This is a genomic window from Hymenobacter terrenus, assembly GCF_000972495.1.
Taxonomy (GTDB): domain Bacteria; phylum Bacteroidota; class Bacteroidia; order Cytophagales; family Hymenobacteraceae; genus Hymenobacter; species Hymenobacter terrenus.
Window position 1 is genome coordinate 23,435 of sequence record NZ_LATM01000033.1, and the last position, 24,579, is coordinate 48,013.

The following is a 24,579-nucleotide window of genomic DNA, read 5'->3' on the forward strand; positions in this document are numbered from 1 at the left end:
CAAAACCGGATATGGGACGTCCCAAAACCTGTTTTGAGACTATATAAAACGACAAATCACCCTGCTCTTCTAGAATAAACTGTTTACGCATCAGCAAGGAAGATTGTATTCAATTCACTGGCATACTGAGACTTGTTTTCACTGCGTCGTTCGGACATCGTTCAACGAATTCAACCACCCCCGTTTCAGCTGGCGCTGAAACATCCCCTCCTTGGTAAGGAGGGGAGTTATCCAGCTTACGTGCCGTTCAAGGTTGATAATCCCGGGGGGCTACGCCAGTTACTTGCTTGAAAATCCGGTTGAAGGTCGTTTTGGAATTGAAGCCGCTCTCAAATGCGATGCCCAATAGGGTGAAGCGGCGAGCATCGGGGGCGGCCAAGCGGCGCTGGACTTCGGCTACGCGGTAGCCATTCACCAGGTCGTTGAAGGAACGGCCGAAACCGGCGTTTACGGTGAAGGAAATCAGGCGCGGGGGCAGGCCGGTGTGGGCCGATAATTCGGCCAGCGTCAGGGTGGGGTTTTGGTAGAGCCGCTCATCGACCAGGGCGTGGCGGATGCGCTCCATCACGAGTGGGTCGGGCGCGGCCGGGTTGGCGGGTTGTGAATCAGTACTCTTTCTATGGGCTGTCTCGGGAGTTGCTACGGTCTCAATCGCAGTTTCCGGCTCGGACTTTATGGTGGCCGCAACAGGCTCGCCTTGGGCAGCTGCGGGGGTGGCTTGGGGCGGAAATTCCGCTTCTGCCACTTCCATTTCCGGGACGAAATGCACGGCCCGCATATCGGCCTGCCGCAAGCCCACAATGCCAATAACGAACACCACCACGCCCAGCAGTTCGGTCGAATAATCGTAGCGGTAATACACCTCGAATAATTCGCGCAGCACCAGCTCGGCCAGCCACTGCACGCTCACTACGGCCAGGAGCACGAGCAGCCACCGCAACCAGCGCAGCCGCAGGCGCGACGCTTCCGAGAAATTGTCTTCCAGCCAACGGCCGTACTGCCGCAGCAAACGCAGGCTGAGAAACAGATACCCCATCAGCGACACCCACGTGCCAATAAATTCCAGCCGATACGTGAACGGCCGGTGGACCTGCTGCCAAAAATCGTTGCGTACCGCGTAGGGCTGAAAACGCAGCCACCAGTACAAGCCCGCCTGCGCCAGCACCGGCACGAAGTGCCACCAGTAGCTCGCCCGCCAGCGAAACCCGTAGTTGACCAAGCTGCGCACATAGAAATACAGCAGCGGCCCAAACCCCAGCGAGTAGTAGATGGGAGAAAAATACAAGTCGGCGTTCTGCCCGTACAGGCCCGAGACGCGCAAAAATCCATCGAGTACCCACAGGGCGATGGCCACCATCAGCAAGGCCAGAAAGCGGTTCGATACCCGGTTGAAGGGCGACCCCGCCAGCAGCCCGGCCGCAAACAGCGCCTGCGCGATAACGGCAAAAAGCGCTACCGCCATGAAGGAAATCGTGATTTGCATAAGAAATTAAGAATGCCCGCCTGGCTCCCGTAAAGATGCAGCCTCCGGGCAGTAGTGCCATAGCGGGCACGCAGTAGTCTGCGCCTCCCAAAGGCACTCCAGACACTGCCGAAAGACGCAAAGACGTTAACTACAACGTACGTATAGATGCTGGGACCTGTGGCTTTCCTGCTTTCCACTACTTTGCACCATGACTCGTCCCTCCTTCCGTCACCTGTTCTGGCTGCTCCTACCGCTCCTGCTTGGCGCCTGCCAGTCCGGCACCAAATCGCCGGCCGAAACCCAAACGACGGCCGTAGCACCCGCAGCTCCTCCGAAAGATATGTTCACGATTAAGCACCCGGCCTGGGCAGCCACCGCCACATTGTACCAGGTGAATGTGCGGCAGTATACGCCGGAGGGCACATTTCGGGCCTTCGAGCCCCACCTGCCGCGCTTGCAAAAAATGGGCGTCGGGATTCTCTGGCTCATGCCCATCAATCCCATCGGCGTGAGCCACCGCAAGGGCACCCTGGGCAGCGCCTACTCCGTGCGCGACTACCGCGCCGTGAACCCCGACTTGGGCACGCTGGCCGACTTACAGCACCTGGTGAACGAAGCCCACCGATTGAGCATGCACGTTATTCTTGATTGGGTGGCCAACCATAGCAGCTGGGATAATGCCCTCACCACCCAGCACCCGGACTGGTACACCCGCGACAGTCTCGGCCATTTTCGCCCGCCCGTGGCCGACTGGCAGGACGTCATTGACTTAGACTACCGCCAGCCCGCCCTCCGCCAGTACATGACCGAAAGTATGGTTTATTGGGTGAAAAATGCCGATATCGACGGGTTTCGGGCCGATGTGGCTGGCCTTGTGCCCACTGATTTCTGGAACGATACCCGCCGAGAATTGGAGCGGATAAAACCCGTATTCATGCTGGCCGAGTGGGACGAGCTGTTTCCGCCCACCTTCCTTAAAGAAGGCGAGTTCACCCCCAATACTCACCTGCTGGAAAAGGCTTTCGACGCCACCTACGCCCTGCACCTGCACGGCCTGCTCGACAGCCTGGGCCGGGGCCAGAAACCCACCACTGAACTGGCCCACTACCTCGCCGCCGAGCGCCAGATGTACCCGCCCGGCACGCACCTGATGACCTTCACCAGCACCCACGACATCAATGCCTGGGACGGCAGCGAGTACGAGCGCCTCGGGGCTAACGCTCAGCCCATGGCCGTGCTCGCGGCCTTGTGGCCGGGCATTCCCATGCTCTACAACGGCCAGGAGGCGGCCCTGAAAAAACGCCTGCGCTTCTTCGATAAAGATACTATTCCGTGGAACGGCTACCCGCTACAAGGCTTCTACACCACGCTGTTGCAGCTGAAGAAGCGACACCCGGCGCTGCGAAATTTTGATGCCAGCTCAGCATTCCGGCTGCTGCCCAGCCCCGCTCAAACCGTGCTTTTTGACCGCCGCAAAAACACCGAAGCCGTAGTAGTAGCCCTAAATCTGAGTGATAAACCTCAAGGCATTGAGCTACCGAAAATCCCTGACTCACGCGGTGGACACTACCGCACAGTTCTAAGTTTCGCCACGGATACTGCCGGCCCGAAGGATGATGTCAAGCCCATTGTATTACCACCTCACGGCTTTCAGGTTTGGGAGCAAACTGGGCTTTAGTAAGCGGCTCAACATAAACACGGCACTGTAATTAAGACAGCATGCACCTTTTACCGACGAATTTAACAATGTTAAGAATGCGTACTTTAGCCCACAGCAAATAAAGATAAGCTTCAAAATGCCAAGGGTTTTTATTAAATTAAAAAAATTATTATAAGTGTATTCAGCAACAACACTAAAGTAAAGGCACCCGGCGTGCAGATAAGCCAAAAGGGCGTGAAAGTAGATACCAAGGCTGTGATGGCAGGGTTTCTCCAATAGCAACGACTAATTGGTATAGTGTAGCGCGAACTTTGCAGTTGGCATCCCTAAGCCGTTCCATCGTTCAGGGACGCGGACTGCAAAGTTCGCGCTATTGCTCAGTCCGGTACACGGAGGGTGGTATTTATTTGCCGGGAAGCTCGTTTTTGATAACCTTGCCGCCTTTCATGACAAACCGCACCTGTTCCAGGGCGGTAATATCGGCTAAGGGATTGTCTTCTACGGCAATGAGGTCGGCGGCCATATTTGGTTCGAGCGCACCTATTTTGTCCTTCAGGCCCAACAGGTCGGCGGCGTTGAGTGTGGCGGCCCGGATGATGTCGAGCGGGGGCATGCCGGCCGCTGCGTAGGCGCGGTAAATGAGCAGACTACTTTGCCCGCGGGTTTTGCCGGGCACCTGATAATACTCATCGGAGCCGGCCGCGATGCGGACCCCTGCCTTGATAGCACGGGCCAGCCGTTTTTGGCTGGCAGCCACAAAGGCCTGAGTGCCGGCTTGCTGCTGCTGGCGCTGCTCGGGCGTGGCCTGGGCTGGAGCCGGGCTGATAATGGCGTAGTAATCGGCTAGGTAATCGGTGGGCACCAGGAAAATCTTTTTGGTTGCCATCAGCCGTAGTACGTCATCCGGAATGGTATATCCGTGCTCGATGGAATTCACGCCAGCTTCGGCGGCAATGCGGGTGGCCTGCGCGCTAGTGGCATGGGCGGCTACCGGGCGCCCCACGCGGTGGGCCTCCTCCACAATAACCTTCAGCTCATCGAGCGAAAGCACCCGAGGGCCGGTATTGACGATGACCTTGATGCAGTCGGCGCCGTCGTACAGGGCCTGGCGTACGGCCCGCCGGGCTTCCTCCACGCCACTGACCGCGACGTACTCCTGCTCAATCAGAGACTGCGCCGCCGCGGTAACTTGTCCAAACTGCCCGCCAGCCGCCGAGAGGGCCCGGGTGGAAGCCACTATGCGCGGCCCCACCACCCAACCAGCTTCAATGGCGTCGCGCAAGGCCACATCGCCGTTGATGCCGCTGTTGCCCACGTCGCGGACGGTGGTGATGCCGGCCTCCAGGGCCTCGCGGCCCATGGCGACGCCCAGCAGCGCCCGGCGCGTGGTACCCAACTGGGCCACAGTGAGCACCATATTCTGGTCGTCGCCCCCTAAGGCGGCATCATAGTTTTGCAGCAGGTGCGTGTGCGCATTGATAAGGCCCGGCAGCACCAGAGCATTGCCCAAGTCAAGTACCTTGGCCTCGGCGGGAATAGCCAGCCCGGTTCCGACCTTCAGAATAGTGGTGCCTTTGATGAGCACCACGGCATTGGTCAGAACTTTGCCTGATTTCACATCCAGCAGTCGGCCGCATTTTATCGCGCTCAGTGGCTGTTCCGGGAGGCTTTGAGCCGCCGCAGGCATAGTCAAGAAGAGCAGCAATGAGGAGAGAAACCCGATGAGTTGGTGGAAATAGCGTTTTATCATAATCTGAAGGGAAGGCCTTGGTTAGCACTGCTTACGAGCCGTGCCCGGCCCAGCGAATGTAGGTAGCAAGTACTGTCTGACAGCGGGCTAATCCTTCAAGGGCTTCTTTCCAACTACGCCCATTGCAGCGTATTGACAAAGACGTGGGCACGCTGACGGCCAGTTGAACAGCCGATGCTAACCGCTTATTTAGCTGGTTAATGAAGGTGAAAATGCCGGCCGTGGGTGATAACCCTCCAAGGAAAGGTATCAAAGGACAACCAATCCTTAAAATACCGGCATCTATGATAACCCTTTCAGCTGCGCGCTGCCAGCGCCTGTTCGTCATCGCGCTGTTGCTACTGACCCTGCCGGGGCTGGCTACCCCGCCTACCGCCACGCCCACTAGGGTGCAGGCGCGGCAATCCGCCCGAAATTTCTCGACCGTTGACACCAACGGCCAGCCCGTTTCGCTGGCCAGCCTGAAGGGCCACAGAGTGCTGCTCCTGTTCATGCGCAACGTGGGTTGCCCCGTGTGCAACCGACGGATGTACGAGCTGCTGGAGCAGGCAAACTACTTCCAGGCGCACAACCTCACGGTGGTAGCGGTGTACGAATCTACACCCGAGCACCTGCGGGAATACCTGACCGGGCAGCCCATGCCCTTTGTGATGGTACCCAATCCAGACCAGTCCCTCTACCAGCTCTATGGCCTGGAAATATCGGCCAGCAAAGTGCTGAATTCGCTATTTCATGGGGGATTGAGCAAAGCCCGCGAAGGTAAAAAACTCTTTACTCAACCCATGAAGCAAGATGGCAACAAAAATCGCATCGGGGCCGAGTTCCTAATTGACGAACAGGGCACGGTAGCCGTGGCCCACTATGGCCGTTATATTGGCGACGAGCTGCCGCTGGCCAGCATCAAAAATTTCTTACGCTAAGCCCGCTGGGCCGGTGGCCGCCTTCTACTCCGATACAAAAAATTGGGGCTGTTTTCTCGATTCGGCATCTGCCCGCTCTGCATCACGAGCGACGGCGTGGTGCTAGCTGTGTGCGGCCGCCTGGCCCCACGTTGAGATGCAGCTTTAAAGGTGGCTATTGGTACAACTGTGGAGTGGATGGCCAATAATAGAGGCAGTAGATGCGCATCTACTGCCTATGGCCTCTGCTATTGTTAAAACCCACGGCTTAGACCGTGCAACGACGAGACGCGAAGTGTCACGTCTCTACAACTCTACCCCGACTACGAAACCATTTTAATCTGCGTGCTCATTCGGGAAAGAAGACCTAACATCTGCTGACAGCACTTTGGGTGAGAAGGCCCCGCGCGGCGGCCGCAAGAACTTCCTTAGCATGTGTTCAGCGCCAATCTCCGAAATCTACCGAATAAGGTCGCTTTCGTTTTAACTGCCCGGCTTAGCAGGACTGCAATTTTGTGTCATCATTCAACCCACAAAAACTACAGTCATGACAGAGCAACAAATTGCAGCGCAGCTAGACGAGTTAATTGCCACGATGGCCGCGGGAAAAGCCCTCGAAGCCTTTGACACCTTCTATCATGACGACCTTGAGAAGACCGACCTTGATGGCATAACGCACTACGGTAAAGCTGCTAATAGACAAGTAGGCGTTGAGCTTTTATCAAAAGTGGTGGAAGTTCGTGATTTTACCGCAGTAGGTAAAATCGTGAAAGGAAACAGAAGCTTCCTGGTCTGGTCGCTTGATTATGACCATGCTGACAATGGTCCGGCTAAAGTTGTGGAGGTAGCCATTCAGGATTGGCAGGACGGGAAAATCATCCGCGAACGATTTATTGCTTAAGTCAGTCTTTGTTCGCAGCCGCTGCGAGAAAGGTGGCGGCTGCGGGCATATTCCGGAAAATACCGATGGAAAACACCTTGCTGGCTCCCCTGCAGCTGGGAGCGTACGCCCTGAAAAACCGGGTCATCATGGCGCCCCTGACCCGCAGCCGCGCCACCCGGCCCGGCGATTTATCCAACGAGCTGCTGGCCACTTACTACGGCCAAAGGGCCAGCGCTGGCCTTATCATTACGGAAGCGGTGCACGTTTCCGAAAATAGCGTAGGCTACGTTGGCACGCCGGGCATGTGGTCGGCCGAACAAGTGCAGAGCTGGCAGCTGGTAACGGCTGCGGTTCATGCCGCGGGTGGACGAATATTTGCTCAGCTGTTTCATACCGGGCGCCTGTCGCACCCGTTTTTTCTGAAAGGCCAGGCGCCGCTGGCACCTTCGTTGGTGCGGGCGCAGGCACAGGTGAGCATTTTAGACTACCAGAACACGCTCATTCAGGTACAAGCCGGGGACGTCAAAGAAATGACGACCGAGGATATTCTGCTGGTGCAAAAAGAGTTTGTGCAAGCGGCCGACAACGCCTTCGCGGCGGGCTTCGACGGCGTGGAAATTCACGCGGCAAACGGCTACTTGCTGGAGCAATTTTTAAACCCCCACGTCAACATCCGGACCGATGAGTACGGGGGCAGCGTTGAAAACCGGGCCCGGCTGTCCCTGGAAATCACCAGTGCCATCGTGGCAAAACACGGTGCTGGTAAGGTAGGCATTCGGTTCACGCCCTTCGGCCAGTTGCACGACATGACGGCCTACGATGAGAAGACCGTCCGGGCAACGTACTACTACCTGGCCGAGGAATTGCGGAAATCAGGGGTGGCGTACCTGCATTTATTCAATCAGGCCGCTTTTGGCACGGCAGAAATGCCGGCTGGTTTTTTCCGGGAAATCAAGCGCCGCTTTCAGGGTGTGCTCATCGTGAATGGTGGCTACACCATTGATTCCGGCAGCGAGGCCATCGAGAACCAGGAAGCAGATGCGGTGGCTTACGGCCGCTATTTTATTGCCAACCCCGATTTGCCGACTCGCATTGCCCAACAGCTACCGTTGGCGGAGGCCGATGCGGCAACTTTTTACACGGGTGGGGCCACTGGCTACATCGACTACCCCAGTTTTGCCGCCGCTGGCCCGGCTCTGGAACTCCAGAATTAGCCCGGAAGCCACACCCAACCGCGGCCGCATTACCAGCTTGGCGCAACTCCGACGAAGCGGCAGCTACAACCCTGACTTATCTAAAAAACGAATGTATGGAAAAGCGAATTTGGTTTATCACCGGAATTTCCAGTGGCCTGGGCCGGGCGCTGGCTCAGGCGCTTATCGAAAAAGATGCCTTTGTGCTGGGCACATTCCGGCAGCAGCAGCAAGCCGATGAGTTCAACGCCGCGAATGCAAACAAGGGCTTTGCCTTCGTCTTGAATCTGAACGACGAAAAACAAATTGAGGAAGTCGCTCAGCAGGCCATCGACAAGTTTGGCAAGATTGACGTGCTGGTCAACAATGCCGGCGTTGGTTTTGCCGGGGCCATTGAGGAAACGAGTTTACCCGAAATCCGGGCAATTTTTGAAACCAACTTCTTCGGCACCTTAAAGCTGACTCAAGCTCTGCTGCCCGTTTTCCGGCGGCAAAAAAGCGGACACATTATCCAGATTTCCTCCCACGGCGGAGTAAAAGCCTTCGCGGGTTTTGGAATTTACAACGCCAGCAAGTTTGCCTTGGAAGGCTTCAGCGAAGCACTGGCGCAGGAAATCGCGCCGCTGGGCATCAAGCTCACCATCGTCGAGCCCGGCCCATTTCGGACCAGCTTTGCCGGCCCCGGCTTTGGGCTAGCCACCGCCGTAATCGACGACTACAACGCCACGGCCGGGCTTTTCCGCGAAAGGATAAAGGGAGTAGACGGCAAGCAAGAAGGCGACCCAGCCAAAGCCGCCCAAGCCATTATTGATGTAGCAAATGCCGAGCAACCACCACTGCGACTGCCCTTGGGCAAAATCGCCATCGGGACCATTACGGCAAAAATAGAAAGCATTCAAAACGACCTGAACGCCAACCGGCAGATTGCGGAGCAGGCCGTTTTCTAGCCGGTAGCTCTTGCCGTGCAGGCCCCTCAAGCCAGCTCATTTTCACCCTAACCTATTCAGTAAAACAACTTCCCATGAATTTTCTTTCATCCTTCCGCTCCCTGCACGCGTTGGCTAACTCCCAACGGGTGCTAATAGCAGCCACCGGTTTGCTTGCTACGGCTTGCAACACCACGGAACCAGTAGAACCCGCCGCAACGCCCGACACCGAAATCAGCAGCGACCTCCGGGGCTTTCGCAGCCGCGTCCCCGACCGCGTTGATTTTGTTAGCCAGGGGTTGTACCCCGAAGGCGTGGCCTACGACCAATATCGGAACACTTTTCTGGTGAGTTCGGCGGCCAAGGGCCAGGTAGGCACCGTGTCGGCAACGGGAACGTACCACCCTTTCGCGCAGGATTCGGCACTGATTAGCAGCTTTGGTGTTCGCCTCGATAGGCTCCGGCGCCGGGTGCTGGTAGCTGCTGGCGACATCGGCGTCAGCCCGCGCAGCACTCCACAAACAACTGGTAAGCAAGCCTTACTGGCCATTTATGACCAGGCCAGCGGGCGCCGTCAGGCCCTCGTCCGGTTGAGCGACCTGCGGCCCAATCTACCCCACGTAGCCAACGACGTGACCACCGACTTCGCCGGCAATGCCTACGTGACGGACAGTTTCTCCGGGCTCATCTACAAGGTGACGCCGGCGGGCCACGCCTCGGTATTCGTAGAAAATGCGGCCCTGGCTCCCACTCCCAACGGCGTCGGCTTTGGATTGAATGGCATTGTCTACCATCCCGATGGCTACCTCATCGTGGCCAAGTTCGACGACCAGAAGCTGCTGAAAATATCGTTGCGGCAGCCCAACACTATCACCGAAATCAACCTGAACGGGGCCACCATTTTCCCCGACGGGCTGCTGCTGAGCCGCGACGGCCGTCGCCTGATTGTGGTCAACAACGGAGCTGGTGGCTCACGCGGCGCCAGCAGCATAGCCGCTTTCGAAACCCAGAACAACTGGACTTCCGCCCGTCAGGTCAACTCCTTCGCTACCGACGCGACCGGTCCTGTGGCCCCCACCACCGTGACCGTCGTTGGCGACGATGTGTACGTCCTGTATTCGTTCCTGGGCCAACTGCTGGCCGGCACCCAGCCGCCAGTCGCCACTTTCTCCCTGCAGAAACTACCGTTCTCGCTTAGCGGCCGGCGCTAAGAAGTTATTTCTTTTAAATACTGATAACCAGACCAATGAAACCGGCTTTCAGAGCCAGTCCACAGTCTGGTTATCAGTATTTAGTTTAAACCCTGTTACAAGAACAGACAAGTAGCAGAAGGCTTTCACGAGTAGAACCGAACTTACCTTATTGTCGGCACCGATGGAAGCACGACTAGTTTTTGCCGGGCGGTTCGGGCTGGGGGTTGATGCTTACCAGACGTTGCAGCTCTTGGTAGGCACTGGCCAGCACGGGGGCGTTTTGCGTTAGCCGATGGGTTTGCTCGGCGCTGCCACCCGGCTGCATAATAGCCGCCAGCTGCGTCTGGAACGTGGCCCAGGTAGTGGCGTAATGCCCCCGTTCTGTCGTCTGCCAGAGTGCCTGAAACTGCTGTTGTTGCGGTGCGGTGAGGGCGAGCGTTTCGGTAATCTGCGTGGCCAACGCTTGGGCCGCCGCTTGGCTGTTACGGCCCTGCGCGGCGCCCTGACGCGGTAGTAAGCTCAGGGTTAGCATCAGGCTAAGAAGGACGAACAGGAAAGAACGATTGCTACTCATGAAAGAGGAAACGTTGAGGTGAGAGAAGAACCAGTTGGGCCGCGCTTTCAGATGCAGGTTAGGGCGTATCCTGCTTGCAGTTAACGGAGAACTTACCTTTGGCCAAGTCACTTGAGCTTGGGTATTTATATTGTAGAGCGTCCCCGCGAAGTTACCCACGTATTGGCCCGGCCCGTCGTGGTGCTGAAACTACCGAAGGTAATGGCAGTGCTCAGGCCCGGCCCGCACGCCCAGCAGGATGTTTTCGCCCCGGCGGCGCAAGAATTTTGCAGGCTGACCGGAGCTTACGTCGACGCTACCCAGTAGGCATTGTGCTGACTAGGCTGCTCCAACGTTCAAACTTTGGGCTTGAGAAAGTCCGGTAGGACGAGCTGTTAAGTACTTGGGTAGTTTTGCCGTAACCTCTCACTCATTTTCGCCCCATGCCGCCCCTCCTTGGCTTGCACCACGTTGCCCTCATCTGCTCTAATTACTCCATTTCTAAGCGCTTCTATACTGAAATCCTCGGCTTGGAAGTGCTGGCCGAAACCTACCGCGCCGCACGCGACTCCTACAAGCTGGACCTGGCCGTGAGCGGGCAGTACGTGCTGGAATTATTCTCTTTTCCCAACCCGCCGCCCCGCCCGAGCTGGCCCGAGGCGGCCGGCCTGCGCCACCTTGCTTTCGCCGTGGCCGATTTGCCGGCCGCCATTCAGTGGCTGGAGCAGCACGCGGTGCCCTGCGAACCGATTCGAACCGATGAATTGACAGGCCGGCAATTCACCTTCTTCGCCGACCCCGACGGCCTACCCCTGGAATTTTATGCGGTCTGAGCGCCCCCGGAAGGCCGCAGCCTTGGCGCTCAGCGCAACCTCTACTGCCGGGCTTAACGTACTGACAGGGCGCTCCGCTCCAACCAATATGCTCGGCCTTGCTCCTCAAGGCATGCATATAGTGACCCTTTTATTATTGGCGGGCCATTCATTCTTCCGTGCCCTCCTATGCTTTTTTTGGCTGAATCCGTTACGCCTTTCGACTGGCAGCGCCTTTGGTGGCCGGGCGAGAACTCGCCGCTCTACGCTCTGGAAGTGGCCTTCCGCTGCGCCATAACCTACCTGATGCTCTTGGCTGCCTTGCGCATCACCGGGCGGCGTAGCGTGAAGCAGCTCTCGCTGTTCGAGCTGAGCATCGTCATCGGGCTGGGCTCGATTGCGGGCGACACCATGTTTTATCCCGAGGTGCCGCTCAGCCACGCCGTCATCGTGTTTAGCGTGGTAATGGGGCTCTATTGGGTTTTCAATTACCTCACTGAGATATACCCCAAATTTAGCGACTGGATGGAGGGCCGGGAAATATTGCTGCTCCAAAACGGCCGCTTACATTGGGACAATTTCCACAGGCAAAATCTCACTCACAAGGAGTTATTTGGGGCTCTGCGCCAGCATCAGGTCGAGCACCTGGGCCAGCTCAAAGCCGTGTACAGCGAAGCCACTGGTGAAATGAGCCTGTTTTTTTACGAAGATGCCGAGGTTTGTCCGGGCCTGTGCATCATGCCGCAGGACCTGGCCCAGGCCAGCGAAACCATTGCCACCGTGGGCCCCCACGCCTGCGTGACGTGCGGCCACGTGCTGGAGCTACGCCCTACCAATGCCGTGGCTTGCCCCATATGCCGCGAGGGCCGCTGGCGCCCCGCCTGCACCACGCGCCGCATTCCCTAGTGCCTCCCAGCCCGGTTTACTTTTTCAGCAAGCCCAGCTCGGTTAAAATCTGCTCGGTGATGACGCGGCGACCGGCAGTGAAACGCTCGTCGGCAGGCAGGCCGGGGGCGGGCTCCAGGTTGAGGGCGAAAAAATAAACGGGGCCGCTGGTCTGTTCCAGCCAACCCACAAACCAGCCATTGTTGCGCCGAGGTCCGGCACTAGTCCAGCCGGTTTTGCCGTAGAGGCGGTACTGCGGAGTTTGTTGGAGCAGCAGCAACTGCTTGGTCAGGTGCTGGCTGCGGGCCGAAACCGGTAGCTCATTAGCATGCAAGCGGCGCAGAAAGTCAATTTCCTCGAACTGCGTGATGCGCGAGGGGCCCACCAGCCAGAACGAGTCGACGGTAGCGGCCGTCACCACCATTTTGCCAAACCTCAGCTTAGGGAGCCACTGCTGGTAGCGCTTAGCCCCCACCACCCGCGCCACCTGCTGGTAGCACGGCACGCACGACACCCGCAGGGCCTCGGCCAGTGTCATGTCGCGGTTCCAGGTGCCGAACGTGCGCCGCACACCGTCCCACTTGAATACCTGGCTGGTATCGCGAATGACGCCGGTTTCGAAGCCAATGATAGTATTGGGAATCTTGAATGTGGACGCCGGCAAGAAGCCCTCGCGGCAGCGGGCGGCATTATAGGCAGTGTACCGGTTAGCCTGCGGGTCGAAGAGCAAAAAGGAGCCACGCAGCTGGCGGGCCCGGAAATAAGCGCCGAAATCCCGCTCTACCACGGACGGCCTGGGCACCGACCCGGCAAAAACGAACGGCAGCAACAGCAATAGGAAGAGGCGCATAGGCAGCGAATGGGGCTGCAAAGTACCGAACCAGGACCGCTGGGCACAACCTGCCAGCCCCGGTACCGGTTAAACAGCGCGCCCCACTACCAGGGCCGCCTTGCCTCCCTCCTCATTTCACCTGAAACTATGCAAACCCGTGAACTCGGCCGCTCCGGCCTTTCCATTTCGCCGCTTATTCTCGGTGGCAACGTCTTCGGCTGGACCAGCGACGAAGCCACGTCCTTCGCCGTGCTCGACGCCTTCGTGGCCGGCGGGGGCAACGCCATCGATACCGCCGACGGATACTCGGTGTGGGTACCGGGCCACGTGGGTGGCGAGTCCGAAACCATCATCGGCAAGTGGCTGCAACGGCGCGGACGGCGCGACGACGTCGTCATCGCCACCAAAGTGGGCTGGGAAGTGAATGCCGACAACAAGGGCCTGAAGAAAGACTACATCCTCCGCGCCGTGGAAGGCTCTCTAAAGCGCCTGCAAACCGACTACATCGACCTCTACCAATCGCACAAAGACGACCCCACCACCTCCGTGGAGGAAACACTCGAAGCCTACGCCCAGCTAGTGCAGGAGGGCAAAGTGCGCGTCATTGGCGCCTCCAACTTCACCGCCGAGCGCCTGAGTGAGTCGCTCGCCGCCAGCCAGCAGCACGGTTTTCCGCGCTATGAGACGCTGCAAAACCTCTATAATCTCTACGACCGAGAGGATTTTGAGAAGAATCTGGCCCCGCTCCTACTCCGCGAAAACATCAGCGCCATTCCGTATTACGGCCTCGCCGCCGGCTTCCTTACCGGCAAATACCGCTCGGCCGCCGACTTGCAAAAGAGTCCGCGCGGTGGTGGCGTGGGCCAGAAATATCTGAATGAGAAGGGCCTTTCCACTCTCACCGCCCTCGACGCCGTGGCCGACCGCCAGCAAGCCACGGCCGCCCAGATAGCCCTGGCCTGGCTGATGCAGGCGCCGAGCGTGGCCGCGCCCATCGCCAGTGCCACCAGCGTGGCCCAAGTCACGGAGTTGCTCAAAGCCACCGAGCTGCGGCTGACGGCGGAGGATGTGCAGACGCTGGAGCAAGCGCAGCCGGCAGCGGCCACAGGTTCGCAGGCTTAACTAATCAAATCGTTTCACCGTCATGCTGAGCGCAGCCGAAGCATCTCGCGTGCAGCAGTAATTCAATGTCGTTCAACGATTGAATTACTGCCCCGAGCGAGATGCTTCGACTGCGCTCAGCATGACGGCCTCTTTTACCTTCCCAACTTTCCCACTTCCTCCTAATCTCTCCCACTTCTCCCACTTCCCACCATACCACTCTATGACCTTCACCAACACCCGCGTGAAACTGGCGTCGCGCCCAGTAGGACTACCCCAGCCGGCCAATCTTGACATCGAAACCATTGAGATGCCACCACTTACTGAAGGCCAGGTGCTGGTGAAACTCAACTTTATTTCCCTCGACCCCGCCATGCGTGGCTGGATGAATGAGGGCAAATCCTACATCCGGCCCATTCAGCTTGGCGAAGTATTTCGGGCGGGCAGCGCCGGGCAAGTAGTTGAATCTCAAAACCCCGCTTTCGCCGTGGGCGACTACGTGACCGGCAACCTCGGGGTGCAGCAATACGCCGTGGTGGGTGCCGGGGCCACCGACCCTAGCAGCCCCGAGTACCTCTTAAAAGTGGATACTAGCATCGCGCCCCTCGAAGCCTACCTCGCCACCCTCGGTATGCCCGGCCTCACGGCCTACTTTGGTCTGCTGGATACGGGCCAGCCCAAGGAAGGCGAAACCGTGGTGGTATCCGGCGCGGCCGGGGCCGTGGGCAGCGTGGTGGGCCAGATTGCCAAGCTGAAGGGCTGCCATGTGGTGGGCATCGCCGGCGACCAGGCCAAAGTTGACTACTGCGTAAACGAGTTGGGCTTCGATGCCTGCATCAACTACAAAACCGAAGACGTGAACAAGGCCCTGCGCGCCGCCTGCCCCAAGGGCATTGACGTTTATTTTGACAACGTGGGTGGTGAAATCCTGGACGTGGCGCTGGCGCAGCTCCGCTTCAAGGCCCGCGTAGTGATTTGCGGCGCCATCTCACAGTACAACAACACGACGCCCGTCAAAGGCCCTTCCAATTACCTTTCCCTCCTCGTAAACCGCGCCCGCATGGAAGGCATCATCGTGTTCGACAATGCCGCCAACTACGGTACCGCCGCCCGCGAAATGGCCGGCTGGATTCACGAAGGCAAGCTGCGTTCGCCCAAAGTGCACGTCGAGCACGGCATCGAGAACTTCCTCCCGGCGTTGCTCAAGCTGTTTTCGGGCGAGAACTTCGGCAAGCTGGTGCTGGCCCCATAAACAAGCAGCGCGCAGCTTTCAGTAGTTGAATAAGCAGCGGTTTACCCCAATCCGGCGGTCCGGCCGGGCATGGCGCCGCATCTGGCGTGAGGTTCTTAAAACGAGAGGATTAGTAGATCCATGCCAAGATGCGGCGCCATGTCCGGCCGGACCGCCTCGTGGTTTCGAACGCCTGGTTGGATGAAGGTTAAGCGCATCACACCACCAAAATCTGGCAGCGTTTATTATTGATGGACGATGCGCGACACCTATTCATGAATCAGCATCAATTCTCCGCGCCGGAAATCAGGGGCGTGTACCGGGCCATTTATGAGCGACGGGATATGCGCCATTTTACACCTGCTCCAGTCGACGCCGAGCAGCTGCACCGATTCATGGAGGCGGCTCATCGGGCGCCCAGCGTGGGGTACATGCAGCCGTGGCGGTTCATCCGGGTAGTGAGTCCGGAGTTGCGGCAGCGCATTCATGCCCACGTAAATGAAGAGCGGGTGCGCACCGCTCACGCGCTCGGGCAGCGGGCCGAAGCATTTATGCAATTGAAAGTTGAAGGCATTCTGACGTGTGCGGAAGTGCTGGTAGTGGGGTTGATGGAGCAGCGCGAAAACCATGTATTTGGTCGGCGCACCATGCCCCACATGGATTTGGCTTCGGTGTCTTGTGCTATTCAAAACTTTTGGCTGGCCACCCGCGCCGAAGGGATTGGCGTTGGCTGGGTTTCGTTGTTCGACCCCAACCATTTACGGGACCTCTGCCAAATGCCCGCCGACAGCGAGCCGGTTGCCGTCCTCTGCGTGGGTCATGTCGAAAGCTTTTACCCAGCGCCCATGTTGGAAATAGAAGAGTGGGACAGCCGCCGCTCGCTGGATGAGCTGTTTTATAAAGATGCCTGGGGCCAGGTTTAAAGCAGCTCTCTGATGAGGGTATGCGGTAGCCCGCCCGGTGTAGAGACGCCACACTTGGCGTCTCGTCGTTGAACGATGACGGGCGCGAACGGCGCGGCTAGGCAAACGGCGCGGACGACGAGACGCCAAGGGTAGCGTCTCTACATCGTGCTATTAGCAACTTATCAAACTGCTTCTACAGCAGTTTCACAAACGAGGTACGGCTGGTTCCCCCTCTTTTTGGGAGGGGGGGCCGGGGGGTGAGATTAACGCGGAGGGCAAGACGGATATCATTCGTATAAATTGCTTTCACAACGCCGCGCTACGGCGTGGCGAGGTCCGCAAACTCGTACGTCCGTGCCACTTCCAGGGGTTTGCCGTCGGCCTCGGCGTAGGGATACACGAAGTAATTGAGCGGCGGGCCGGCTTGCCTGGGTACCAGTTCCACGTCGCGGCCCCGGCTGAGTTCCACGCGGTTTTCGTCGTGAGCACCGAAGAAATAGGCGCGGCGGCTGGGGTCTTTGGCCGCTTCGGAGGCATCGACGGGCACCCAGCCGGTTTCGGGGGTGAAGAACTCGGCCCAGCAGTGGTAGCCTTTCACTTCGCCTTTACCGCGCTGGGGCGGCAGCGGCAACCCGATACTGAACCGCGCTGGAATACCCACCGCCCGGCAGTAGCCAATAACAATGGCGTGAAAATCGGTGCAGTTGCCGCGGCGGGCATCGCAGGCGTAGTAGATGTCGCCGCGGCCCCAGCCCTGGCCGGTTTTGTCGTAGGTTACGGTACTCACCACGTGCTCGTAGATGGCGCGGGCTTTTTCAAGGTCCGTTTTGGCGTTGGCTTTCGCGACCACCTCCTGGGCTTGCTGCTTGATTTTGGGGTCAAGGGGCACAAGGCGGTCGGGAGCCAGCCAACGGGCCAGGTCAGGGTCGGGTTTTTCCTTTTTGGCGGGCTTGCCGGCGGTTGCCGGCGTGTGGGCGCGCAGGTTCAGGTGTTCGCGGCGCGTGATGTGGGCCGTGAGCTTCACTACCAGCGACGTGGTGAGCATGCTGGCAGAGTCGTGCCTGGAAAGGCGCAGGTGCAGCATCTGGTTGCCGAAGGCACCTTGCTCGATTTTATAGAAAACCGGTGAGTCAATTTTCAGGTTGCGTACATCCTGGTTGGCATCGGTGTGCGGCACAGGTAGCCAGAGGTCGAGGGCCACGGTGCCAGCGGGCGGCACCGGCACCGTGGCGGTGCTGGTGAGGACGAAGGTGCGGCTACGCGACACCGGAGCAGCCGGCCTGGGTTTCGGCCCCGCGAAGCCAGACAACAGCACGGACGCGCTCAACAACACAACCCAAACGGCTGGACGATTCAACAAAGAAATTTTCACAAGCACAAAAAAAGCACGTCGCTGCTGGCAGTCGTCGGCCCAGCTGGATTGGAGGAGTACAAATATTCCAACTCAACGGCCAAGGCGCAGCGCCGTGCCCGTTGACGCGATGCTTCCGTAGCGCCCACCAGTCAGGGTCAATCAGACCCCAGCAGTATTTAAAGTTACGGCCCGCCGCGCGGGACGTTGTGGCATGTGCAGGCTAGCTGCAAAGCGGCTAAGCTACTAGTTGCAATGAAAGTAATTTGCTGTTTTTTACTTTCTAATCATCTGTACATAAAAGGCATATTTCAGTGCAAGCAACAAACTCGACATAAACCAAGTCTTACACCCTCCGTCGAACTGCTGGTACCTACGACGATGAGTATGGAACCGGCACCACGCACTTTGCAGGGACTCGACTGGGTCAGCTTGTTGATAGCTGACGTGAAGGATGGCGTCGGCGTGTACCTATCGGTTTATCTGCTCACCGTCCGCGACTGGAAGCCCGACGAAATTGGCATCGTCATCGCTGCGCCCGGCATCGTGGGCATCCTGGTGCAAACTCCCGCCGGCGCACTCATCGACCGCATCAAGCACAAGCTACTGCTGCTGATGGTGGCATCCATTATCATTGCCTTCTGCTGCCTGGCCGTGGTGCTTAGCTACGGGTTTTACCCGATTCTGCTCTCGCAGGCGGTGGTGGGGCTCACCCAATCGGTGTATGCGCCGTGCGTGGCGGCCGTCACGCTGGGCATCGTGGGACACGCGGCGCTTTCGCAGCGCATTGGTCGCAACGAGAGCTACAACCACCTGGGCAACATGCTGGCCGCGATAATCGCGGGGCTGCTGGGCCGGTACGTTTCGTACGAGGCCATCTTCTACTTCTCGATCGTTCAGTGCCTGGGGATAGTGGCAGCGGTGATGCTCATCCGCGAAAAAGACATTGACCACGAGCTGGCCCGTGGGGCTGCCAACGAGGGTCAGGTGGCCGACCCGGCCGGTGTGAAAACCTGTTATCCAACCGGAGCATCCTGGTTTTCACCATTGCCATGGCGCTGTTCCATCTCGCCGACGGCGCCATGCTGCCGCTGGTCGGGCAGAAAATGGGGCTTGTGGATAAGCAGAATTCGTCGCTGTATCTGTCGGCTGCCATCATTATGGCGCAGGGCGTGATGGTGTTCGTAGCGAAGTTTGCCGACAATGCTGCCGAGCAGGGTCGCAAGAAAGTCCTGCTGCCGGTGCGGGCGCTGCTGTTTGCCTTCATCGACAACCCTTATATGCTGACGGGGATTCAGCTGTTGGATGGCATCGCGGCGGGTCTGTTTGGCGTGGTTAGCATTCTGATGATTGCCGACCTGAGCAAGGGCACCGGCCGTTTCAACCTACTGCAAGGCGTTGTGTATTCGGCCATTGGCCTGGCGGCGGCGCTCAGCAGTATTCCGGCTGGGTACGTGGTCAACCGCTTCGGCTATGCCGTGGGGTTTGGCACGTTGGCGGGCATCAGCGTGCTGGGGCTGCTGTTCTATTCCTTCTTCGTGCCCGAAACCAAGGACATTGATATGGCTCCCGAGCCGGTGGCCGTGGCCGCGAAGGTGACGTAATCATGCGTTATTAGCGGAGTGAAAGGCCTTTTCGCCTTTTCATTCCTGCTTATGAAAGCTGCTGGCCTGCCGGTCCTCGCTCTTGCCTCGTTTCCGCAACCGGCTGCCCGCACGCCGTACTACTGCGAGCGCCTCGAAACGCACGTGGTCCGGTTTCCGCACGTGAATGTGCCGCATACTCACAACTTTTACCTGCTGCTCTACATCACCGCAGGCACGGGCACGCACACGGTGGATTTGGTGACGTATGAGCTGCGGCCGGGCAGCTTGTTTTTCCTGGCGCCGGGGCAGGTGCACCACTGGCAACTAGCGGCCGATACCCGGGGCTTCGTGGTGTTTTTCGATACCGATTTCTACCTCTTCCGCTACCCCGGCAACGGCCTCTACGACTACCCGTTTTTCAACAGCGCGCACCCGCCGGTGCTGTATTTACCGCCCGTCGAAACCGAAATTCGCCCGCTCGTGGAGCGTTTGTTTGCCGAATACCTGGAGCCCCGTGCCAACCAGGCCGAGGTTTTCCGCAGCTACTTACACCTGTGCCTGGAGCTAGCGGGGCGCTCGTACCCAGCTCAGCCCACGGCGGAAGCCAGCCCCGGCCTTCAGCAAATCCGGCAGTTTGGGGCGCTGCTCAACGAGCATTTCCGCAGCAAGCGCAGCGTGAGCGACTACGCCGAGCTATTGCACCTCACCGCCAACCACCTCAACGCTCTGTGCCGCCGCGCGCTCAACAAAACGGCCAGCGCCCTCATCCACGAGCGGGTGGTGGTGGAGGCGCAGCGCCTGCTCAGCCACTCGGCCCTGGGTGTGGCGCAGGTGGCCTACGAGTTGGGCTTTGACGATGCCTCGTACTTCGTGCGCTACTTCCGCAAGTACGCCGGCACCACGCCCGAGGCATTCCGGCAGCAGCGTTGATTTGTCCTGTAAGTGCCCGCAAGGAGGCTGCGGGCGCGGGTAGTAGCTCCGGTAATTTTGTAATGGGAAACGGCAAAATCAGCCTTTGAAGCTCCGCGCTAGTAGGCGGACGGCCCATTTGCCCGTATACTTTTCCATCCGCTCCACTTATCTCGACTGGTTATGGCTACTTCCTCCGATTCCGCCACCACGGCCCTGCTGGGGCTCCGCTGCCCCCGCTGCCACCAGGGCAAACTTTTCTCACACTCGGCCCTCAACATCACCAAATTTGCCGAAATGCCGGCTCAGTGCCCCGTCTGCGAGCAGTCGTTCGAGCCGGAGCCAGGGTTCTACTACGGCTCTATGTACATCACCTTCGCCTTCAACGTGGCCACGGTACTGGTGGTAGGCGTGCTGCTCTACTACCTCTTCGGCAACCCCGATACTTGGGTGTACGTGGTAGTCGTGACCGTGATAACGCTGCTGCTCACCCCGGCCATCCTGCGCTACTCGCGGGCGATGATGCTGTACTTGTTCGGTGGCGCGCACTACGACCCGAAGTGGCGGGGTCGGGTAGCGTAACCTCACCCCCCGGCCCCCTTTCCTGCGGAGAGGGGAAGCCTGACGGGAAAATCAGTAAGCAAAAAGCCTCACCGCTTTCAAGCAGTGAGGCTTTTCATGCATTAAACTTAGACGAGCCCTTGTACCGTGGCTCCTCCTCTCCGCAGGAAAGGGGCTGGGGGGAGGCTACTTTAGCACCTGCGCCCGCCACACGTTGTTACTGGGGTTGGCATCGGGCAGCAGCTTGGTGGCATTCAGGCGCACCAGGGTGAGGGGCGTGGTGGAGTTGTAGCGGAAGGTCCAGGTGCCGCCGCGCTGCCAGATTTCTACCGGCAGGCGCACACGGGTGGTTTTACCGCTGGTTTCGGTGACGTCGGCGGTGACGGGCATGGCGGCCTGGCCGCGGTTTTCGATGGTGATAAGGGCCCCCTGGGCGGGGTTTTGGTTGACGTAGGTGACAGTGGTCACGGCCTGGTCGAGCGCCCAGTTATTGTACACCCACTCGCGCCAGAACCAAGTGAGGTCCTCGCCGCTGGCCTCGTTCATGGTCTGGAAAAAGTCCCTGGGCTGGGGGTGCTTGAAGGCCCAGCGCTGAATGTAGGTGCGGAAAGCGTAGTCGAACCGCTCCGGTCCCAGCACTTCCTCGCGGAGCAAAAACAGGCCGTAGCCCACTTTGCTGTAGGCGGCGAAGCCCAGGTTACGGGCCTGCGTCACGTCGGGCACGGTGTAGGGCGGGTCGGTGGCCGGATTCAGAATACCACGCACGAGGCCGGCCACCGTTCGGGCCGTGTCGTTGAGGGCCTTGTACTCGCCGTTGTTGAAATGCTGGGTCGAGAGGATGTTGATGAAGGTGTTGAAGCCCTCGTCCATCCAGGGGTATTTACGCTCGTTCGAGCCCACAATCATCGGGAACCAGTTGTGGCCAAATTCGTGGTCTGTTACGCCCCAAAGGCTGGCTTTGCGGTCGTTGGCGCCGCAAAACACAATGCCCGGGTACTCCATGCCGCCCACCACGCCGGCCACGTTGGTGGCTACCGGATAAGTGTATTCGTACCACTGTTTCGAGTAGTATTCGATGCTCTTCTTCACGTATTCTGTCGAGCGGTTCCAGGCCGTGTCCTGGGCCGATTCTGTGGGGTAGAGCGACATGGCCAAGGACTTCCGGCCGCTGGGCAGGTTCATCTTGGCCGCATCCCAAATAAAGGCTGCCGAGGCGGCCCAGGCCACGTCGCGGGCCCGCTGGCAGCGGAAGTGCCAGGTGAGGCGGCCGTTTTTGCCAGTCGGGCGCGAGCTGGCCTGCGTCACCTCATCAGCGGTGCGCACCAGCACGGTTTTGTCGGAGCCGGCGGCCTGGGCCAAGCGGCGCTGCTGGACGGCGGTGAGCACTTCGGTGGGGTTCAGCAGTTCGCCCGAGCCACCCACGAGGTAGTTGGCGGGCACGTTCACGGTGTAGTCGTAGTTGCCATATTCGAGGTAGAACTCGGCCGTCAGGTAGGGCAGCGTATTCCAGCCTTCCACGTCGTCGTACACGGCCATGCGCGGGTACCACTGGGCTATTTCGAAGATTTCGCCGTTTTTGGTGGTGAGGCGGCCGAGGCGGTCGGAGCCGTACTCGGGCACGTTGAAGCCGTAGGCAATGCGGATGGTGAGCTTGTCGCCCTTGGGCTTCATCGGCTCGGGCAAGATGATTTGCATGCGCGTGTCCTGCACGCGGTAGTTGGCCTTCAGCTTCTTGCCGTGCAGCTCAATGTTCACCGTCTGCAGGCTGTCGCCGCCCTGGAAGCTGCGGGCCGCATTGCCGAAGCGCCCGCCGCTCACCGGCGTCACGGCCGCTCCGCGCGAGTTGGCGCGGTAGAGGTTTTGGTCGAGCTGCAGCCACACGAAGGGCAAGTTATCGGGGCTATTGTTGGTGTAGGTGATGGCAACGGTGGCCGTCACGCGGGCGGCTTTCTCGTCGAGGCGGGCGTCGATTTTGTAGTCGGCCGCATTTTGCCAGTAGGCGGCGCCGGGCTGGCCACCAGCCGTGCGGGTGGGCGTAGCCAGCTGTTCAATAAACGAGGGGCTGAACAACGTGCGGGCGTCGTAGGTGGAGGAGCCGATTGGCACAGTTTGGGCACGGGAGGCGACCGGGGCCCATGCGGTGGCCATACCCAGCAGCGTAACAAGAAGAAACGGATTTTTCATAATTAGCGCGAAGCTAAGCAGAATTTGAGCGCAACTGGCTCATCTGTGCCGCTGTGCTCAAATTCGACTTGGCGAGCTAACTTTGCTTAGTAGCTCACACCAATTTTTTCAGAGCCGCCTTTCCTGGCCAGGCCTATTTGGTCCACCCTATCTTCCCATCCTTAAGCACTTTGCATGAGCACTGCCCGATTCTTATTTCAAAAGCTAGCGCAAGCCGTTGCGACGAAAGGGCTGTATTTTACCAAGTCGCTAAACTATAAAACTAGTCCGGCGCCACTACCGCCCAACTTGGATTATGTGCGTTACGCTACGCTGGGCCTGTGTTACCAGGAAATTGTCGCCAGAAAAGTACCTGGCAACGTAGCCGAACTAGGCGTGTACCGTGGTGATTTCGCCAAGCGCCTCAACCAGTTGTTTGCTGACCGCGAGCTTTATTTATTCGACACGTTCTCAGGCTTTGACCGTCAAGATATCGTCACTGAGCAGTCCAGCGGCTTTTCCACCGGCACGCAAAACTTCGCTGATACCAGCGCGGAGACGGTGCTGCAAAAAATGCCGCACCCACAGCAATGCATCGTCCGCAAGGGATTCTTCCCCGCCACCGCTGCTGGCCTCGACGACACGTTTTGCTTCGTTAGTCTCGATGCCGACCTCTATCAGCCCATTCTAGAAGGGCTCGCGTTTTTTTACCCCCGGTTAGCACCCGGCGGCTACATCTTCGTGCACGACTTCAACAACGATGAGTACAAGGGTGCGCACCAGGCCGTACTGGAATTTTGCCAGGCTCATCACATTGGCTTCATTCCACTGCCAGATAGCGGCGGCACAGCCGTTATTACCAAATAAATTTGCGGATCGATAAGTGTGTAGATATGTATTTTCAGGTTCACTGCCTTTTGTTGGCTCGGTTTGTCACCGAACGACAGGTACTGAACGATGCTAAGGCAGCGTTGAATGCGCAAAATAATTTCCTCTACCACTTGTAACGCCCACACCTTAGCTCATGAAAATGCACAAACTATCACTTTAAAAAACCCAACGGGCAAATACCTTACTCGCCAGGCATTGGGGCACGGGCTCCGAAGGTAGCGAGGCGGGTACTCACCAGGCTCATCAGGTCGTTCAGGTCGGCCGCGTTCATCTCTTCAGCTTGAATGAAGGGCGCTAACTCCCCGGATTCGCCCACGGCAAAGGCGGCGGGCAGCGGATGCGGGCGCCACTGCGGGTAGTCGCGCTCAAACTCGTCGCGGTGCAGAAAAGTGACTGGCACCGGCAGCGCCTTGATAAACTGCTGCCACTCGGGCCGCATTTTGGTCGCGCCATACGTCACGGCGCACAGCGAGCAGGGGTAGGTGGCAGGTGAAAGAATTTTGTGGAACATATCCTTCAGGCCGGGGAGCAGGCCGCCGTCGGCGTTGTACACGAAAAGCAGGCGTTGGGGCATGGCGACGGAAAGAAAAGCGGGGCGGACGTTGCCCCAGCAACTACAAAGGAACCGCCGGATGGTCACTCCACCAGGGCCCGCCCCAGGCCTGACGTGGACATAAACGGCTCCTCAGGTTCGGACTTTTATCTACCGAGTAAACAATTACCAGAGTCCAGAACTTATTTTTCCTGTTTGTGCTATTCCCAGGCGTCTTCCCATACGCATTGGGTTGGCGCCCCCCATTCTGGCCTTGGCGCCCCCCATTCTGGCCTTG

Annotated in this window: 24 protein-coding genes; 17 read left to right on the forward strand and 7 right to left on the reverse strand. The window is 58.7% G+C overall.

Translation table 11 applies throughout. The features are described 5' to 3' along the window. Positions 1-247: 247 nt before the first annotated feature. A complete protein-coding gene (locus WX88_RS23150) occupies positions 248-1,483 on the reverse strand; it encodes a helix-turn-helix domain-containing protein (protein ID WP_046246805.1) in 1,236 nt (411 codons plus the stop codon). A 190-nt stretch (positions 1,484-1,673) separates the two neighbouring features. Here WX88_RS23150 and WX88_RS23155 point away from each other — a divergent pair, with 190 nt between their 5' ends. Further along, the gene (locus tag WX88_RS23155) at positions 1,674-3,143 is read left to right on the forward strand and encodes an alpha-amylase family glycosyl hydrolase (RefSeq protein WP_052733023.1); all 1,470 of its coding nucleotides are present in this window, start codon (positions 1,674-1,676) and stop codon (positions 3,141-3,143) included. A gap of 385 nt (positions 3,144-3,528) precedes the next feature. Here the strand turns inward: WX88_RS23155 and WX88_RS23160 are convergent, their stop codons facing one another. Then, positions 3,529-4,875 (reverse strand): amidohydrolase family protein, encoded by a 1,347-nt coding sequence (locus tag WX88_RS23160; RefSeq protein ID WP_046246806.1) that lies wholly within the window; start codon positions 4,873-4,875, stop codon positions 3,529-3,531. Positions 4,876-5,159: 284 nt separating this feature from the next. On the opposite strand from WX88_RS23160, the gene WX88_RS23165 reads away from it, so the two are divergent. The 5 genes from WX88_RS23165 (at position 5,160) to WX88_RS23185 (ending at position 9,987) form a co-directional block, all read left to right on the forward strand. Beyond that, positions 5,160-5,795: a peroxiredoxin-like family protein gene (locus WX88_RS23165; RefSeq protein WP_046246807.1), complete on the forward strand. Its 636-nt coding sequence runs from the start codon at positions 5,160-5,162 to the stop codon at positions 5,793-5,795. 526 nt (positions 5,796-6,321) lie between these two features. Further along, positions 6,322-6,675, forward strand: coding sequence for a SnoaL-like domain-containing protein (locus WX88_RS23170; RefSeq protein ID WP_046246808.1), 354 nt, complete (start codon positions 6,322-6,324; stop codon positions 6,673-6,675). A gap of 65 nt (positions 6,676-6,740) precedes the next feature. Continuing rightward, positions 6,741-7,871, forward strand: coding sequence for an alkene reductase (locus WX88_RS23175; protein WP_046246809.1), 1,131 nt, complete (start codon positions 6,741-6,743; stop codon positions 7,869-7,871). 95 nt (positions 7,872-7,966) lie between these two features. Next, a complete protein-coding gene (locus tag WX88_RS23180; protein ID WP_046246810.1) occupies positions 7,967-8,797 on the forward strand; it encodes an oxidoreductase in 831 nt (276 codons plus the stop codon). A 74-nt stretch (positions 8,798-8,871) separates the two neighbouring features. Continuing rightward, the gene (locus WX88_RS23185) at positions 8,872-9,987 is read left to right on the forward strand and encodes a hypothetical protein (protein ID WP_052733024.1); all 1,116 of its coding nucleotides are present in this window, start codon (positions 8,872-8,874) and stop codon (positions 9,985-9,987) included. A gap of 175 nt (positions 9,988-10,162) precedes the next feature. Here the strand turns inward: WX88_RS23185 and WX88_RS23190 are convergent, their stop codons facing one another. Further along, complete coding sequence (locus WX88_RS23190; protein ID WP_156176374.1) at positions 10,163-10,543, reverse strand: hypothetical protein; 381 nt, start codon at positions 10,541-10,543, stop codon at positions 10,163-10,165. Positions 10,544-10,660: 117 nt separating this feature from the next. On the opposite strand from WX88_RS23190, the gene WX88_RS23195 reads away from it, so the two are divergent. The 3 genes from WX88_RS23195 to WX88_RS23205 all read left to right on the forward strand — a co-directional run bounded on the left by WX88_RS23195 (position 10,661) and on the right by WX88_RS23205 (position 12,240). Next, positions 10,661-10,849, forward strand: coding sequence for a hypothetical protein (locus WX88_RS23195; RefSeq protein WP_156176375.1), 189 nt, complete (start codon positions 10,661-10,663; stop codon positions 10,847-10,849). Between the two features lie 116 nt (positions 10,850-10,965). Then, positions 10,966-11,355, forward strand: coding sequence for an SMU1112c/YaeR family gloxylase I-like metalloprotein (gene gloA2, locus WX88_RS23200; RefSeq protein WP_046246813.1), 390 nt, complete (start codon positions 10,966-10,968; stop codon positions 11,353-11,355). Between the two features lie 168 nt (positions 11,356-11,523). After that, positions 11,524-12,240, forward strand: coding sequence for a DUF421 domain-containing protein (locus WX88_RS23205; RefSeq protein WP_046246814.1), 717 nt, complete (start codon positions 11,524-11,526; stop codon positions 12,238-12,240). A gap of 16 nt (positions 12,241-12,256) precedes the next feature. Here WX88_RS23205 and blaOXA read toward each other — a convergent pair whose 3' ends face one another. Beyond that, the gene (gene blaOXA / locus WX88_RS23210) at positions 12,257-13,069 is read right to left on the reverse strand and encodes a class D beta-lactamase (RefSeq protein ID WP_046246815.1); all 813 of its coding nucleotides are present in this window, start codon (positions 13,067-13,069) and stop codon (positions 12,257-12,259) included. A 129-nt stretch (positions 13,070-13,198) separates the two neighbouring features. On the opposite strand from blaOXA, the gene WX88_RS23215 reads away from it, so the two are divergent. The 3 genes from WX88_RS23215 (at position 13,199) to bluB (ending at position 16,306) form a co-directional block, all read left to right on the forward strand. Then, positions 13,199-14,173 carry an aldo/keto reductase gene (locus tag WX88_RS23215; RefSeq protein ID WP_046246816.1) on the forward strand — a complete coding sequence of 325 codons (975 nt, stop codon included), beginning with the start codon at positions 13,199-13,201 and terminating at the stop codon, positions 14,171-14,173. Between the two features lie 202 nt (positions 14,174-14,375). After that, positions 14,376-15,404: an NADP-dependent oxidoreductase gene (locus WX88_RS23220; protein WP_046246817.1), complete on the forward strand. Its 1,029-nt coding sequence runs from the start codon at positions 14,376-14,378 to the stop codon at positions 15,402-15,404. A 254-nt stretch (positions 15,405-15,658) separates the two neighbouring features. After that, the gene (gene bluB, locus WX88_RS23225) at positions 15,659-16,306 is read left to right on the forward strand and encodes a 5,6-dimethylbenzimidazole synthase (RefSeq protein WP_046246826.1); all 648 of its coding nucleotides are present in this window, start codon (positions 15,659-15,661) and stop codon (positions 16,304-16,306) included. A 301-nt stretch (positions 16,307-16,607) separates the two neighbouring features. Here bluB and WX88_RS23230 read toward each other — a convergent pair whose 3' ends face one another. Beyond that, on the reverse strand, positions 16,608-17,660 hold the full coding sequence (locus WX88_RS23230) for a transglutaminase-like domain-containing protein (RefSeq protein ID WP_231590776.1): 1,053 nt from the start codon (positions 17,658-17,660) through the stop codon (positions 16,608-16,610). 360 nt (positions 17,661-18,020) lie between these two features. Here WX88_RS23230 and WX88_RS29650 point away from each other — a divergent pair, with 360 nt between their 5' ends. From WX88_RS29650 to WX88_RS23245, 4 genes are all read left to right on the forward strand, one after another. Beyond that, positions 18,021-18,815: an MFS transporter gene (locus WX88_RS29650; protein WP_197076912.1), complete on the forward strand. Its 795-nt coding sequence runs from the start codon at positions 18,021-18,023 to the stop codon at positions 18,813-18,815. Further along, positions 18,755-19,243 (forward strand): MFS transporter, encoded by a 489-nt coding sequence (locus tag WX88_RS29655; RefSeq protein ID WP_156176377.1) that lies wholly within the window; start codon positions 18,755-18,757, stop codon positions 19,241-19,243. Before WX88_RS29650 ends, WX88_RS29655 begins: the two co-directional genes overlap by 61 nt. 51 nt (positions 19,244-19,294) lie before the next feature. Continuing rightward, complete coding sequence (locus tag WX88_RS23240) at positions 19,295-20,155, forward strand: helix-turn-helix domain-containing protein (RefSeq protein ID WP_046246818.1); 861 nt, start codon at positions 19,295-19,297, stop codon at positions 20,153-20,155. 162 nt (positions 20,156-20,317) lie between these two features. Then, a complete protein-coding gene (locus WX88_RS23245) occupies positions 20,318-20,716 on the forward strand; it encodes a DUF983 domain-containing protein (protein ID WP_231590777.1) in 399 nt (132 codons plus the stop codon). A 165-nt stretch (positions 20,717-20,881) separates the two neighbouring features. Here WX88_RS23245 and WX88_RS23250 read toward each other — a convergent pair whose 3' ends face one another. Next, positions 20,882-22,879, reverse strand: a complete 1,998-nt coding sequence (locus WX88_RS23250) for a M1 family metallopeptidase (protein ID WP_197076913.1) — start codon at positions 22,877-22,879, stop codon at positions 20,882-20,884. Positions 22,880-23,053: 174 nt separating this feature from the next. On the opposite strand from WX88_RS23250, the gene WX88_RS23255 reads away from it, so the two are divergent. Beyond that, the gene (locus WX88_RS23255) at positions 23,054-23,725 is read left to right on the forward strand and encodes a TylF/MycF/NovP-related O-methyltransferase (RefSeq protein ID WP_052733027.1); all 672 of its coding nucleotides are present in this window, start codon (positions 23,054-23,056) and stop codon (positions 23,723-23,725) included. Between the two features lie 205 nt (positions 23,726-23,930). On the opposite strand, the gene WX88_RS23260 is transcribed toward WX88_RS23255, so the two are convergent. Continuing rightward, complete coding sequence (locus WX88_RS23260; RefSeq protein ID WP_046246819.1) at positions 23,931-24,323, reverse strand: hypothetical protein; 393 nt, start codon at positions 24,321-24,323, stop codon at positions 23,931-23,933. Positions 24,324-24,579 lie beyond the last annotated feature (256 nt).

Bases quoted from the DNA above. Each gene is read 5' to 3' on its own strand.
- WX88_RS23150 (WP_046246805.1), bottom strand. From the start codon at position 1,483: ATGCAAATCACGATTTCCTTCATGGCGGTAGCGCTTTTTGCCGTTATC.
- WX88_RS23155 (WP_052733023.1), top strand. From the start codon at position 1,674: ATGACTCGTCCCTCCTTCCGTCACCTGTTCTGGCTGCTCCTACCGCTC.
- WX88_RS23160 (WP_046246806.1), bottom strand. From the start codon at position 4,875: ATGATAAAACGCTATTTCCACCAACTCATCGGGTTTCTCTCCTCATTG.
- WX88_RS23165 (WP_046246807.1), top strand. From the start codon at position 5,160: ATGATAACCCTTTCAGCTGCGCGCTGCCAGCGCCTGTTCGTCATCGCG.
- WX88_RS23170 (WP_046246808.1), top strand. From the start codon at position 6,322: ATGACAGAGCAACAAATTGCAGCGCAGCTAGACGAGTTAATTGCCACG.
- WX88_RS23175 (WP_046246809.1), top strand. From the start codon at position 6,741: ATGGAAAACACCTTGCTGGCTCCCCTGCAGCTGGGAGCGTACGCCCTG.
- WX88_RS23180 (WP_046246810.1), top strand. From the start codon at position 7,967: ATGGAAAAGCGAATTTGGTTTATCACCGGAATTTCCAGTGGCCTGGGC.
- WX88_RS23185 (WP_052733024.1), top strand. From the start codon at position 8,872: ATGAATTTTCTTTCATCCTTCCGCTCCCTGCACGCGTTGGCTAACTCC.
- WX88_RS23190 (WP_156176374.1), bottom strand. From the start codon at position 10,543: ATGAGTAGCAATCGTTCTTTCCTGTTCGTCCTTCTTAGCCTGATGCTA.
- gloA2 (WP_046246813.1), top strand. From the start codon at position 10,966: ATGCCGCCCCTCCTTGGCTTGCACCACGTTGCCCTCATCTGCTCTAAT.
- WX88_RS23205 (WP_046246814.1), top strand. From the start codon at position 11,524: ATGCTTTTTTTGGCTGAATCCGTTACGCCTTTCGACTGGCAGCGCCTT.
- blaOXA (WP_046246815.1), bottom strand. From the start codon at position 13,069: ATGCGCCTCTTCCTATTGCTGTTGCTGCCGTTCGTTTTTGCCGGGTCG.
- WX88_RS23215 (WP_046246816.1), top strand. From the start codon at position 13,199: ATGCAAACCCGTGAACTCGGCCGCTCCGGCCTTTCCATTTCGCCGCTT.
- WX88_RS23220 (WP_046246817.1), top strand. From the start codon at position 14,376: ATGACCTTCACCAACACCCGCGTGAAACTGGCGTCGCGCCCAGTAGGA.
- bluB (WP_046246826.1), top strand. From the start codon at position 15,659: ATGAATCAGCATCAATTCTCCGCGCCGGAAATCAGGGGCGTGTACCGG.
- WX88_RS29650 (WP_197076912.1), top strand. From the start codon at position 18,021: ATGAGTATGGAACCGGCACCACGCACTTTGCAGGGACTCGACTGGGTC.
- WX88_RS23240 (WP_046246818.1), top strand. From the start codon at position 19,295: ATGAAAGCTGCTGGCCTGCCGGTCCTCGCTCTTGCCTCGTTTCCGCAA.
- WX88_RS23245 (WP_231590777.1), top strand. From the start codon at position 20,318: ATGGCTACTTCCTCCGATTCCGCCACCACGGCCCTGCTGGGGCTCCGC.
- WX88_RS23250 (WP_197076913.1), bottom strand. From the start codon at position 22,879: ATGAAAAATCCGTTTCTTCTTGTTACGCTGCTGGGTATGGCCACCGCA.
- WX88_RS23255 (WP_052733027.1), top strand. From the start codon at position 23,054: ATGAGCACTGCCCGATTCTTATTTCAAAAGCTAGCGCAAGCCGTTGCG.
- WX88_RS23260 (WP_046246819.1), bottom strand. From the start codon at position 24,323: ATGCCCCAACGCCTGCTTTTCGTGTACAACGCCGACGGCGGCCTGCTC.